The organism is Hymenobacter nivis (assembly GCF_006439025.1).
In the GTDB taxonomy this organism is placed as follows: Bacteria; Bacteroidota; Bacteroidia; order Cytophagales; family Hymenobacteraceae; genus Hymenobacter; species Hymenobacter nivis_A.
Map to the genome: position 1 here is coordinate 326,844 of NZ_RCYZ01000005.1, position 12,724 is coordinate 339,567.

General features: G+C 60.6%; 12 protein-coding genes and 1 tRNA gene. 7 read left to right on the forward strand and 6 right to left on the reverse strand.

What is annotated here, in order from left to right; translation table 11 throughout:
• Positions 1-23: 23 nt before the first annotated feature.
• The 3 genes from EAH73_RS13975 to EAH73_RS13985 all read left to right on the forward strand — a co-directional run bounded on the left by EAH73_RS13975 (position 24) and on the right by EAH73_RS13985 (position 3,260).
• Complete coding sequence (locus tag EAH73_RS13975; RefSeq protein ID WP_140467544.1) at positions 24-1,217, forward strand: pyridoxal phosphate-dependent aminotransferase; 1,194 nt, start codon at positions 24-26, stop codon at positions 1,215-1,217.
• Positions 1,218-1,264: 47 nt separating this feature from the next.
• Entirely contained in the window at positions 1,265-2,110 is an 846-nt protein-coding gene (locus tag EAH73_RS13980; RefSeq protein WP_140467546.1) for a prephenate dehydrogenase, read from the forward strand.
• 79 nt (positions 2,111-2,189) lie between these two features.
• Positions 2,190-3,260 (forward strand): chorismate mutase, encoded by a 1,071-nt coding sequence (locus EAH73_RS13985; protein ID WP_140467548.1) that lies wholly within the window; start codon positions 2,190-2,192, stop codon positions 3,258-3,260.
• 205 nt (positions 3,261-3,465) lie between these two features.
• On the opposite strand, the gene lysA is transcribed toward EAH73_RS13985, so the two are convergent.
• The gene (lysA, locus tag EAH73_RS13990; RefSeq protein WP_140467550.1) at positions 3,466-4,671 is read right to left on the reverse strand and encodes a diaminopimelate decarboxylase; all 1,206 of its coding nucleotides are present in this window, start codon (positions 4,669-4,671) and stop codon (positions 3,466-3,468) included.
• Positions 4,672-4,753: 82 nt separating this feature from the next.
• On the opposite strand from lysA, the gene EAH73_RS13995 reads away from it, so the two are divergent.
• A complete protein-coding gene (locus EAH73_RS13995) occupies positions 4,754-5,275 on the forward strand; it encodes a DinB family protein (protein WP_140467552.1) in 522 nt (173 codons plus the stop codon).
• A 5-nt stretch (positions 5,276-5,280) separates the two neighbouring features.
• Here EAH73_RS13995 and EAH73_RS14000 read toward each other — a convergent pair whose 3' ends face one another.
• The 4 genes from EAH73_RS14000 to EAH73_RS14015 all read right to left on the reverse strand — a co-directional run bounded on the left by EAH73_RS14000 (position 5,281) and on the right by EAH73_RS14015 (position 9,486).
• Entirely contained in the window at positions 5,281-5,847 is a 567-nt protein-coding gene (locus tag EAH73_RS14000) for a hypothetical protein (RefSeq protein WP_140467554.1), read from the reverse strand.
• A gap of 67 nt (positions 5,848-5,914) precedes the next feature.
• Positions 5,915-7,678 (reverse strand): M56 family metallopeptidase, encoded by a 1,764-nt coding sequence (locus tag EAH73_RS14005; protein WP_140467556.1) that lies wholly within the window; start codon positions 7,676-7,678, stop codon positions 5,915-5,917.
• 2 nt (positions 7,679-7,680) lie between these two features.
• The gene (locus tag EAH73_RS14010; protein WP_140467558.1) at positions 7,681-8,055 is read right to left on the reverse strand and encodes a BlaI/MecI/CopY family transcriptional regulator; all 375 of its coding nucleotides are present in this window, start codon (positions 8,053-8,055) and stop codon (positions 7,681-7,683) included.
• 165 nt (positions 8,056-8,220) lie between these two features.
• Positions 8,221-9,486, reverse strand: a complete 1,266-nt coding sequence (locus tag EAH73_RS14015; RefSeq protein ID WP_140467560.1) for a TCR/Tet family MFS transporter — start codon at positions 9,484-9,486, stop codon at positions 8,221-8,223.
• A 151-nt stretch (positions 9,487-9,637) separates the two neighbouring features.
• Between EAH73_RS14015 and EAH73_RS14020 the strand changes: the two genes are divergently transcribed.
• Positions 9,638-9,710 (forward strand) — tRNA-Met (locus EAH73_RS14020).
• 175 nt (positions 9,711-9,885) lie between these two features.
• Here EAH73_RS14020 and EAH73_RS14025 read toward each other — a convergent pair.
• Positions 9,886-10,602, reverse strand: a complete 717-nt coding sequence (locus tag EAH73_RS14025; RefSeq protein ID WP_140467562.1) for a 3-ketoacyl-ACP reductase — start codon at positions 10,600-10,602, stop codon at positions 9,886-9,888.
• 115 nt (positions 10,603-10,717) lie between these two features.
• Here EAH73_RS14025 and EAH73_RS14030 point away from each other — a divergent pair, with 115 nt between their 5' ends.
• Both EAH73_RS14030 and EAH73_RS14035 read left to right on the forward strand, forming a co-directional pair.
• The gene (locus EAH73_RS14030; protein WP_140467564.1) at positions 10,718-11,389 is read left to right on the forward strand and encodes an HAD family hydrolase; all 672 of its coding nucleotides are present in this window, start codon (positions 10,718-10,720) and stop codon (positions 11,387-11,389) included.
• 115 nt (positions 11,390-11,504) lie between these two features.
• Positions 11,505-12,665: a hypothetical protein gene (locus tag EAH73_RS14035; RefSeq protein WP_140467566.1), complete on the forward strand. Its 1,161-nt coding sequence runs from the start codon at positions 11,505-11,507 to the stop codon at positions 12,663-12,665.
• Positions 12,666-12,724: the final 59 nt, after the last annotated feature.

The following is a 12,724-nucleotide window of genomic DNA, read 5'->3' on the forward strand; positions in this document are numbered from 1 at the left end:
AATTAATAATTAACTGAATTAAGATGAACGTCTCCGTAGCCAGCCGCCTCAGCCACACCGGTGAATACTATTTCTCGCGCAAGCTGCGCGAGCTAGCGGCCCTGAATGCGGCGGGGGCCAACATCATCAGCCTGGGCATCGGCAGCCCCGACTTGCCGCCGCACCCGAGCGTGACGGCGGCCCTGGCGGCCACCGCGGCGCTGCCCACCGCCCACGGCTACCAGAGCTACCAGGGCACGCCGGCCCTGCGCGGGGCCCTGGCCGCGTTCTACCAGCGCCACTACGGCGTAGCCCTCGACCCGGCCACCGAAATATTGCCGCTGCTGGGCTCGAAGGAGGGCCTGATGCACATCGGGATGACGTTTTTGGAAGCCGGCGACGCAGTACTCATTCCCAACCCCGGCTACCCAACCTACCGCGCCGTGGCCGAAATCTGCGGGGCCGAGGTGCGCGAATACGACCTAACCGCCGCCACCGGCTGGCTGCCCGACCTGGGGGCCCTGGCGGCCACCGATTTGAGCCGGGTGAAGCTGATGCTGGTGAACTACCCGCACATGCCCACCGGCACCCCCGCCGGCCGGCCGTTCCTCACCGAACTCGTGGAATTCGCCCGGGCCCACAACATCCTGCTGGTGCACGACAACCCCTACGGCTTCGTGCTGAACGAGACGCCGCCCACGAGCTTGCTGTCCATCCCCGGCGCCAAGGACGTGGCCCTGGAACTGAATTCGCTGAGCAAGTCGCACAACCTGGCCGGCTGGCGCGTAGGGGCCCTGGTGGGCCGCGCCGATTTGCTGGCCGATATACTCCGCTTTAAGAGCAACATGGATTCGGGTATGTTTTTGCCCGTGCAGCAGGCTGCCGTGGCCGCCTTGGCGCTGGGCGACGACTGGTTCGCCGAGCTGAACGCCACGTACCGCGCCCGCCGCACGCTGGTAGTGGAGCTGCTGCAAGCGTTGGGCTGCGCCCCCGCGCCGGGCCAAGTGGGCCTCTTCATTTGGGCCCCCGTGCCGCCGCAATACGCCGACGGCTACGCCCTGAGCGACGCCGTGCTGGCCGAAGCCCGGGTATTTTTGACGCCCGGCGGCATTTTTGGCAGCAACGGCCTGGGCTACATCCGCGCCAGCCTGTGCCAGCCCGAAAGCCTGCTGCGCGAGGCCCTGGCCCGGGTGGTGGCGATGCGCGAGGCCCAGCACACTGCGCTGCCCGCCGCCTAGCAGCCCGCCACCACTCATTACGTCTACCTTTTAATGCATCCCATTCTGTGACCGTCACCATCATCGGCCTTGGACTCATCGGCGGCTCGCTGGCCCTCAGCCTGCGGCAGCACGGGCTGGCATCGCGCCTCATCGGGGTAGAGCAAAACGCCGAGCACGCCCGCCGCGCCCTGGAACTGGGCTTGGTGGACGAGGTGGCAACCGACCTGCCCGCCGCCGTGCGCCGCGCCGACCTCGTGGTGGTGGCCGTGCCCATGGACGCCATGCTGGCCGTGTTGCCCCGGGTGCTCGACGCCACAGGGCCCCACCAAACGGTGATTGACGTGGGCTCGACCAAGGTGACGCTGCTGGCGGCCGTGGCCGCGCACCCGCGCCGCGGCCGCTTCGTGGCCACGCACCCCATGACCGGCACCGAGTATTCGGGCCCCGATGCCGCCGTGCTCGGCCTCTACGAAGGCAAAACGGTGGTGCTCTGCGACACCAGCCACAGCGACGCCGATGCCGTGCAGCTGGTTGAAGAACTGTTCAGGGCCCTGCCCATGCGCTTGCTCTACCTTGATGCGCAGGCCCACGACTTGCACACGGCTTACGTGTCGCACATCTCGCACATCACCTCTTTTGCCCTGGCCCTCACCGTATTGGAAAAAGAAAAGGAGGAGCAACGCATCTTCGATTTGGCCGGCGGTGGCTTTGCGTCCACCGTGCGGCTGGCCAAAAGCTCGGCGGCCATGTGGGTGCCCATCTTCCGCCAAAACCGGCCCAACGTGCTCGACGTGCTCGACGAGCACTTGCACCAGCTCCAGCACCTGCGCGACCTACTGGCACAGGAAGACTACGCCGGGCTGACCGACCAAATTCACCAGGCCAACCACATCCGCAAGACCATTCCCTAGCATTCAGTAATAAAAAGTACAAGCCGGCACAAACCACGGCTTACCTTCTCTCTGCAACCACACAACACTCCCAAACATCATGTTCGACAAACTCTTCAACCGCCAACCCAACGACAAGCCGTTCCTCATTTCGGGGCCCTGCTCAGCCGAAACCGAAGACCAGGTGCTGGAAACCTGCCAGCGCCTGGCCGCCACCGGCAAAGTGCAGGCCCTGCGCGCCGGCATTTGGAAGCCCCGCACCAAGCCCGGCGGCTTTGAGGGCGTGGGCGCCAAGGGCCTGCCCTGGCTGAAAAAAGCCAGTGAGCTAACCGGCCTGCCCGTGGCCGTGGAAGTGGCCACCGCCAAGCACGTCGAGGACTGCCTCGCCTTCGGCGTAGACCTTGTCTGGGTAGGTGCGCGCACCACCGGCAACCCGTTCTCGGTGCAGGAAATTGCCAACGCCTTGCGCGGCGTGGACATTCCAGTGCTGGTAAAAAACCCCATTCACCCCGAGTTGGAGCTGTGGGTGGGCGCCATCGAACGCCTACAGAAGGCAGGTTTGAAGCAAGTAGGCATGATTCACCGCGGCTTTTCGAGCTACGGCAACACCGATTTCCGCAACGCTCCGATGTGGCACCTGCCCATCGAAATGAAGCGCCGGATGCCCGAGCTGCCCATCCTCAACGACCCCAGCCACATCTGCGGCCGGCGCGACACGCTGTTTGCCGTGGCCCAGCAGGCCCTGGATTTGGACTTCGACGGGACGATGATTGAGAGCCACATCGACCCCGACAACGCTTGGAGCGACGCCAAGCAGCAAATCACGCCCGAGGTGCTCGGCCAACTTATTACCGACTTGGTATGGCGCCACGAAACCACGGATAAAGCCGAGTTCCTGAACGCGCTGGCCGGCCTGCGCGAGCAAATCAATAACCTCGACGCCGAGGTAATGCAGTTGCTGGGCCGCCGCATGGCCGTAGCCGAAAAAATTGGCCAGTACAAGAAGGACAACGACATCACCATCCTGCAAACCGCCCGCCTCAACGAAATCATGGAGCGCAGCAAGCGCCAGGGGGCCCAAGTTGGCCTCACCGAAGACTTTGTGGAGCGCTACATGGAAGCCGTTCACCTGGAGTCCGTTACCCACCAGGAAAAGATAATGAACAGCTAACTAATAATTAGCTACGGACGGGCATGGCTGCCAATAGGCCGTTATGCCAAAAGGCCCTCATGCTGAACGAAGTGAAGCATCTTTTTTTGCGCAAGTAAGTAATTACATTGCAGGAAAGATGCTTCACTTCGTTCAGCATGAGGGCCTTGTCTATTATTTAATTAACTAGCCGTTCCGAATTAATTAATTCGGAACGACTAATTAATTATTCTTGACCCGCCAGCAGGTCCTCAAAGGTTTGGCGGCGGCGGATTTGTCGTAATTGGCCGTTTTCCAGGAGCACTTCGGCGGGGCGCACGCGCGAGTTGAAGCTGCTGCTCATTTCGAAGCCGTAGGCGCCGGCGTTGTGGAAGGCCAGCAGGTCGCCTTCGCGCACTTCGGGCAGGCGGCGGTCCCAGGCGAAGGTGTCGGTTTCGCAGATGTTGCCCACCACCGTGTACACCCGCTCGGGGCCCTCGGGGTGGCTCAAGTTGCTGATGGTGTGGTAGCTGTCGTAGAACATGGGCCGGATGAGGTGGTTGAACCCCGAATCGACGCCGGCGAATACTGTGGCGGGCGTTTGCTTCACCACGGCCACGCGCACCAGCAGGAACCCGGCCTCGCTGACGAGGTACTTGCCTGGCTCAAACCAGGCTTGCAGCGGCCGGCCGTACTCCTGCTCAAACTCGGCGAAGGCGGCCGTGACGCGGCGGCCTAGCTCATCCATGTCGGTGGCCACGTCGCCGGGCTTGTAGGGCACCTTAAAGCCCGAGCCCAGGTCCAGAAACTCCAGGTCGGGGAAGCGGCGGGCGGCTTCGAACAGCACATCCAGGGCCCGCAGAAACACGTCCACGTCCTTGATTTCGGAGCCCGTGTGCATGTGCAGGCCCTTCACGTTCAGGCCGGTGCCCTTCACCACGCGCTCGAGGTGGCGCATTTGGTGGATGCTGATGCCGAACTTACTATCAATGTGGCCGGTGGAAATCTTGTAGTTGCCGCCCGCCTCGATGTGCGGGTTCAGCCGGATGCACACCGGGTAGCTGCCGCCGAAGGTGGTGCCGAAGCGTTCCAGCATCGAAATGTTGTCGATGTTGAGGTGCACGCCCAGGTCTTTGGCGGCCACAATTTCCTCAAACGCAACGCTGTTGGGCGTGAAGAGGATGTTTTCGGGCGCGAAGCCGGCGTGCAGGCCCAGCTTCACTTCGTTCAGGCTCACGCAGTCGAGGCCCGCGCCCAGGCCCCGGATGTGGCGCAGGATGGCCTGGTTGCTCAGGGCCTTGCAGGCATAAAAAAACCGCGTGGGGTGGCCCGTGAAGGCCGTTTCCAGCTGGTGGTACTGCCGGGCGATGGTTTCAGCCTGGTACACGTAGAGCGGGGTGCCAAACTGCTCGGCGGCAGCCAGCAGCGTTTCGGCGGGGAGGGTAGCGGACATAGGCCGTAAAAGTACGGCCGCCCCGCCCGCGCTGGGAAGTTTTTGCCGCGTGCGGGTTACGCAGAAGCTATATTCTTGCCTTATGTCCGACAAACTACCCGAAGTGTGGCTCCGGGGGCCCCTGCCCGCCGTGCCGCCGCTGCTCCAGCCGGTGGCCCACGCCCTGCTGCAAGCCCAGGCTGACGTGGCCGCGGCCCTGGCGTCTTTTCCCGCCGAAAAGCTGTGGGAGCGGCCGGCCGGCGTGGCCTCGGTGGGCTTCCACCTCCAGCACCTGGCCGGCGTGCTCGACCGCATGCTCACCTATGCCCAGCACCAGCCCCTCAGCCCCGCGCAGCTCGCCTACCTCGCCGCCGAGGGCCACCCTGCCCCCGGCAATGGGGCCCCTGATAGTCAGGTAGAATACCTGCAAAACGCCTTCGGGGGTAAGGTGCAGCAGGCCCTGGCCCAGCTGCACCTTACCCCCGAAAATACGCTGACCGAGTACCGCCCGGTGGGCCGCGCCGCCCTGCCGTCCACCGTCATCGGCCTGCTGGTGCACGCCGCCGAGCACACCCAGCGCCACGTGGGCCAGTTGCTCGTCACGGCCCGCATTTTGGCCGGCTAGGGGCCCTATTGGGCCACCGGTTGACCCTGGCCGTCGAAGTGCAGCTCCTTGGTTTGGCCGCCGTCCTCGAAGCGCACCACGTAGTGGCCGGGCTGCTTCTTGTCTTCGGACACCATTTTCAGCTTGCCCTTGGGATAAGTTTTCTCGATGTAAGCCCGGGCGGCGGCCATGCCGGCCGTTTGCGCCGGCGAGGCAGCGTGCAGCACCACGTTGTGCTGCTTGTTGAAGGCCAGCACTTCCGGCGAATTTTCGTGGCCTTTGGTGGTCACCAAAATTACCCCGCTGCCCGTGGCCTTGCCCGTCAGCGCCTCAGCTTCTTTGCCTTTCAGCACGTTGATGGAGCCAATGCTTTCGGGGTTCATCGTGCTGAGGGCGTCGGGGGCCATCAGCTTGCCGTCCACGTAGTAGGTTACGTCGGTGGGCAGCGGCTTTTTGGGCTCGTTGGCCACCACCGTGGGTGTCACGGTTTGGGCGTGGGCGGCGGCGCCCCCCAAGGCCAGCGCCACGGCCAGGGGCCCCAGCAGGACACGGCGCAGGCTCAGCAAACGGGCGGAAACGGGTTGGTTTTGCATGGGAATGAAGGGATTGGATGGGTGGAAATGGGGAAAGGAAAAACGTGAATGGCCGCTGGGGCCCTATTTATTCAATTACCGGCTGGCCTTGGGCGTCAAACACAGCGTACTGTGGGCGGCGGCCTTGCGTCACTTCCACGCGGTAGTTCAATTGCCCGGTTTTAGCATTTTTCAACTCCGTGACGCCCGTAATTCGGCTATCGGGGTAATTCTTGGTGATGTAGGCCAGCGCCGGGGCCGCCACGTAGCTGATGGACACGGCGCGGCCAGCAGGCGGGGCCGTTTGAGCGGGGGCAATTGGCTGGGGGCCCCCAGTGGCATGGAAGGCAATCTGCCCTTTTTGCGGCGCTATCTGCTGGATTCTTTTATTAAATTCGACCACTTCAGGCGAATCCATTTTGGCTTTCGTGGTGACGGCAATGACGATGCGCGAGTCACCGTTGTAGCCCAAAAACTGCTTCGCCATTTCGCCCTTCAAAATTTGCATACTGGCTATGTCCTTAACGGCGTCAGCGGTCACTGCATCCGCATACTGGCCGTCCACATAGTAGCTGCGCGCCGCCCCTTTGAACGGCTTGAGCCCGGGCTTCGGGCCGCTCTGAGGCACTACTGCTACAACCGCTGCGGGGGCCCCAGCGCGCATTGCCCTGGCCTCGCCCTGGTCGTTGATGCCCATTAGGCGCGGGGCCAGGCGTCGCACTTTCTCATTGAAGGCCAGCACTTCCGGCGAATTCTCGTGGCCCTTGGTGGTCACCAAAATTGCTCCGCTGCCCGTGGCCTTGCCCGTCAGCGCCTCGGCCTGCTGGCCTTTTAGCACGTTGATGGAGCTAATGCTTTCGGGTTTCACGACGCTAAGGGCGTCGGAGGCCACCAGCTGGCCGTCCACGTAGTACACCGCGTCGGAGGGCAGCAGCTTTGGGGCTACGGGGGCTACTGCGGGGAGCGGCACGGGCTCTGCCTGGGCACCGGAAAAGGCCAGCGCGGCGGCCACCACCAGGGGCCCGGCCAGGGCGTAGCGCAACAATTGCAAGCGATTGGAAACGGGGCGGTTCATCATCAGAATGCGGTTTTTGAGGGTGGAAAAGGAGAAGGGCGAGACGAGGGCGGGGCTGCCCGCGGGGGGCCCCAGCCGGAGCAAGCTGTACTGGTAGGCGCGGCGGTCGAGGCCGGTGCGCAGGGTGGCCGCGTCAGCCAGGTATTCGAGGTTGTCGAGCAGGGCGCGGCGCAGCAGCCACGCCGCCGGGTTCAGCCAGAACACGGCCGTGGCCACGTGGGCCAGCAGCACGTCGAGGGTGTGGGCCTGGCGCACATGGGCCTGCTCGTGGGCCAGCACCGCGGCCAGCTCAGCGGGGGCCGGGTGCTGCGCGGGGCTGAGGTAGATGGTGCGGCCGAAGGAGAACGGGCCGCCCCCGCCGGCCAGCTGCCGGTAGGCCATGCCGCCCGGGGCCAGCGCGGGCCGGGCCGCCCGGTGCAGCCGCGCCAGCGACAGCAGCTGCACCAGCAGGCGGCCCAGCAGCAGCGCCGCGCCGGCCGCGTAGGCCGCCAGCAGCCAGGCCGGCCAGTCGGGCCCCGGGGCGGGCAGCGCCGCCGCGGGGGCCCCGGCGGGCAGCTCGGCCAGCACCCAGGCTACGGCGGGCGCGGGCGCAGCGGCCGGCCACAGCGCGGGCACGGGCAGGGCCGGGTAGATGGCGGCAAACAGCAGCGTAAACGCCAGGTACGCCCGGTTTAGAGCGAAGAACGTGAGCGGGCGCAGCAGCCCGAAGTAGGCGGCCGCAAACAGCAGCAGCACCGCGTGGGCCTTGAGTAGGTAGAGCAACGGCGCGGACGGCATGGCTACTCGGCCTTTTTATCGCCGCCTTCGATGAGGCGAAGAATGTCCTGCAAATCGGCGGCGCTAATTTTCTCCTCCTTCGCAAAGAAGGATACCAGCTCCTTATAAGAGTCGCGGAAGTGCTCCTTCACCAGGGCCCCCAGCGAGCTGCGCTGGTAGTCATCGGCCGAGACCAAGGGACTGAAGCGAAAGGAGTTGCCAAGCTTTTCGGCGTGCACGTAGCCCTTGCGCTCCAGGTTGCGCAGGGTGCTGGCCAGCGTGGTGTAGGGTGGGCGCGGGGCGGGAAGGCCGTCGAGCACGTCCTTCACGAAGGCCCCGCCGGCCAAGGGCCACAGGGCCCGCAGGGCGTCTTCTTCGGGTTGAGTGAGGCGTTCCATCAGATTCAATTACGATTGTTTCGTAAATCTACGAAACAATCGTAATCATGCTGCTTTCTTTCCCAAAAATTTAATTGGCGCGATAAAAAAAGGCCGTCTGTTGTGCACAGGCGGCCTTTGGAAGGCAAAAAAATCTTCTGGGGGCCCAATTTTATTGGCCGAAAGCTAGTGTAGGGCGGCCACCGGGCCGGCTTCCGCCGCGGTGGCAGCCGGGTACTTGCGCAGCGTGCGCACGGCCAGCGCGGCGCTGGCCAGCGTGAGCACCGCCCCGAGCGCAAACGGGGCCCCGGGAAACTCGACCGCCGCGCCGCGCCCCGAAAAAGCGGCGAACAAGTGCGTCATAAACAAGGGCCCCACCACGCCAGTGAGGCTAATGAGGCTGGTGAGCGCCCCCTGCAATTCGCCCTGCTCGGTGGCCGGCACCTGGCCCGAAATGGTGCCCTGCAACGCCGGCCCCGCGATGCCACCCAGGCAGTAGGGCACCAGGAAGGCGAACATCATCCAGCCCCGCGACGCGAAGGCAAACAGCACAAAACCAAGCGCGTAGCACAGCAGCCCCACCACAATGGCGCGCGGGGCCCCCAGCTTCGGGATGGCCACCCGCACCAGCCCGCCCTGCACCAAGGCCGTGAACAGGCCCACCGCCCCCAGCGAGTAGCCCACCAGGTCGGTGCCCCAGCCAAACTTGTAGATGGTGTAGAACGTCCAGATGGACTGCGTGGCCGAGCCCGCTAAGTAGATGAGCACCAGCGAGGCCACCAGCCCCAGGATGACCGGGTAGCGCCCCAGCCGCAGCAGCGAGGCCACGGGGTTGGCGCGGGACCAGGCGAAGGGCCGGCGCCGGTCGGCGGGCAGCGATTCGGGCAAAATGAAGAATCCGTAGGCGAAGTTGAGCAGGCTCAGTGCCGCTGCCGCCATGAACGGCACCCGGGGCCCCCAGGTGGCCAGCAGCCCGCCCAGCGCCGGCCCGATGATGAAGCCCACCCCGAAGGCGGCCCCCACCAGCCCGAAGTTCTGGGCACGCTTTTCGGGCGTGCTGATGTCGGCGATGTAGGCCGTGGCCGTGGTGAAGCTGGCCCCCGTGATGCCCGCCAGCACCCGCCCCACAAACAGCCAGGCCAGCGTGGGCGCAAAGCTAAGAAACACGTAATCAAGCCCCAGTCCCAGCAGCGCGGCCAGCAGCACCGGCCGCCGCCCCAGCCGGTCGCTGAGGGCCCCCACCACCGGCGCGCACAAAAACTGGGCCCCCGCGTAGGCAAACGACAGCCATCCCGCGTACTCCGATACCTGGCTGATGCCCTCGCCCGTGAGCTGCTCGAGCAGCTTGGGCAGCACCGGGATGATGATGCCTATCCCAATGACGTCGATGAGGATGGTGACGAAAATAAAACCCAGGGCGGCGGGGCGGGGCGAAGAGTTAGGAGCGGGCATAAGCGGCGGAAAGACCCGCAAAAGTAGCCGCTCTGCCCCCGCCGTTGCATTTTTTCGCGCTGATACTCACCATTTCCGCCCGCCCGCCGCGCTATTTCCGCACTTTTTGCGGCTTTTCTTAAAATTTGTATTACCTTTGTATTACAAACAGTGCGGGGTGGAGCAGTTGGTAGCTCGTTGGGCTCATAACCCAAAGGTCATAGGTTCGAGTCCTATCCCCGCTACATAAAAGGCCGTTTTCCAACAGGAAAGCGGCCTTTTCTTTTGCCGCTTAGCGCAGCCGAAAGCAACGGCATTGGCCAGGCTCCCCAGGCCACGTTTGCTTTCGGCGCCAAATCAAAAAAGGCCGGGGCCCCCAATTGGGAACCCCGGCCTTTTTTGATTTGGCGCTTGGCTGCGCTACGGGTTGGTGCTCCACATGCCGGCTTCCTTGATGAAGATGCGGCGGTTGAGCTTGAGCTGGGCCACCATAAACTCGGCCAAGTCCTCGGGCTGCATCACTTTGTCGGGGTTGCCATCAGTGAGGTTGTTGCCCATGGCCAGTTCCGTGGCCACCGTGCTCGGGGTGAGGGCCGACACGCGGATGTTCTGCTTGCGCACCTCCTGCATCAACGATTCGGTGAGGCCCATGAGGGCAAACTTGCTGGCGCTGTAGGCACTACTGCCCGCCGAGGCGCGCAGCCCCGACGTGGAGGCCACGTTGATGATGTCGCCGGTTTCGCGCTCGATCATGCTGGGCAGCACGGCGCGCGTCACGTAGTACACGCCCAGCAGGTTTACCTGGATAATGTGCTCCCAGTCGGCCGGCTCCATCTCAAGGAACTTGGCGAAGGTGCCAATGCCGGCGTTGTTGATCAGGATGTCGATGGGCCCCAGGGCTTGCTGGATGTGGGCCACGGCGGCCTCCACGGCGGCGCGGTCGGCCACGTCGGCGGCGGCCACAGCGGTTTTTACGCCCAGGGCTTGCAGCTCTTTAGCTACTTCCTGGAGCTGGCTTTCGGTGCGGGCCAGCAGGCCCACGTGCACGCCTTCGTGGGCCAGGGCCAGGGCCGTGGCGCGGCCGATGCCTTTGCCGGCGCCGGTCACCAGGGCAATTTTTCCTTTGAGGGATTCCATGTTTTTGTTCGTTTGGTGGGGCTCCGTATAACCGCGGGGGCCCCCGGGGGTTTCAGTGCCTCACCTTTGGCGCGCTGGGGCCCCACCGGGGCCGGCGCGTGCTTTTCTTTGCCGCATGCCCTACACCACGCTACTTTTCGACTACGACGGCACCCTGTGCGACACCCGCCAGGCCATTTACCACAGCCTCCAGCAAGTATTCCGCCTGCACCGCGCCCCGGTGCCCACCAAGGCCGCCCTCGACGAGGTGGTGACGCTGGGCCTGCCCACCCTCGAAATTCTGCGCCTGCTGCACCCCGCTGGTACCGACGCCGACGTGGCGGCCTGGGTGCCCGCCTACCGTGCCATTTACGCCGCTGAGGGCGAGCCGCTGGTGCAGCCCTTCGCCGGGGCCCCCGAAGTGCTGGCCGAGCTGCAAGCCGCCGGCTACGGCCTGGCCTACGTCAGCAACAAAAACATCGTCACGCTGGGCACGTCGCTCGACCGGCTCGACCTGCGCCGCTACGCCTCGCTCATCGTGGGCGAGGGCAGCTTCCCCGACCGGGCCCTAGCCCTGAAGCCGGCCCCCGACATGTTTTACGCAGTGGTGCAGCCGCACTTCGAGGGCACGCCCGCCGCCGACATGCTGATGATCGGCGACACGCCCTCCGACCTGCTCTTTGCCCGCAGCGCCGGCCTGCCCGCCTGCTGGGCCGCCTACGGCTTCGGCGACGCCGTTACCTGCATGGCCCTGGGGCCCCAGCACCACATCAACGACGTGCGCGACGTGCTGGATTTGGTGGGGTAAGCTTACCTAACGAAATTAAGTTGGTACGTCCGCTATTGGAATGTCAATACAAAATTGCATCACATCATTTACCATCGAGGATTTTCTCAATACGAAGAATAATCTGCTCTGAAAATTGAAGACTTTACTACATAAAAAGCTCGACAGAATTTCCGATATATGGAACAATTATATTTGGGAATACAAATTTTGTAACTCCAGAATAAAATTTACATTAGATGTTCGGTCTAATTATTTTGGTGATATCTTAAGATATTTTTCAGACACTTTAGAACTTATTTATAACGAAAATAAATCTGAATCTTTTTCCATTAATTTAGAATCTGCAATAGGTTTTTTACAATCAATATACGTTCAACAAGATTTTACTGAAGAACTCCTACATATATTCAAATGCAATATTAATAAAGGATATTTAAAATTGGATATCAATTATTCGTTAAATAGAGATATAAGAAATGAATTGATTGGTCATCCCATCAGAAAGAAAACAACAAATAACAATACTCAACTTTTATCTTCAGCAATCTTCAGCAACTCTATTAATTCTAGCTCAATTGCTTATATCAGGTATCACAAGGACACAAATTATGAATTTGAGGAAGTTATTCATCATAAATACGATATAAGAAATAGACATGAAATTTTTCTTAACATTTATCTTGACAAAATAATAGATAAATTAAAAAATATTTTGAATCAATTTAAATCAAAAATAGAAGAAATAGAAAGTGTTATTAAAAATGCTTCGTTTAGTAGCATATTAAATATTGTCAACAATAGTTTTGAGAACATTATTAAAACAAATTATTTATATGATAAAGACAGCTTATTGTGCGCTTATGAATTAGAAAATACAAGCCCTAGATATAAAAATCTCGTTGATATTTTTATTAACGACTTAAAATTATTTATTCAGGAAACAAAACAAAGTATAAATGAACAACTATCCGATAAAGATCACACAAATATTAATTATCATTCAACAGATAACGTTCCTTATAAAATAGTATTCGATAAGAAAAGGAAGAAATCGAATAATATCAAGCCAATTACATTTGATTACGAATTAGAAAAGTTAATTGAAAACAAGGGGTTTCACGAATTCAAATTAATTAGCTCTATTTTAAAAGAAAAATTCCTTGATAATGAGATAGTATTAAATGAAATAGATAATATGGAAAGAAATTTAAGTAATAAGTTCGAATATTATTGTTCCTATTATTACATAGACACCTTGTTATCCAGTAGCAAAAGAACTAATAATCAGAATTAATTAAAATAGAGGGGCCCCGGAAGCAATTGCTGCCGGGGCCCCTCTATTTTAATTAATTC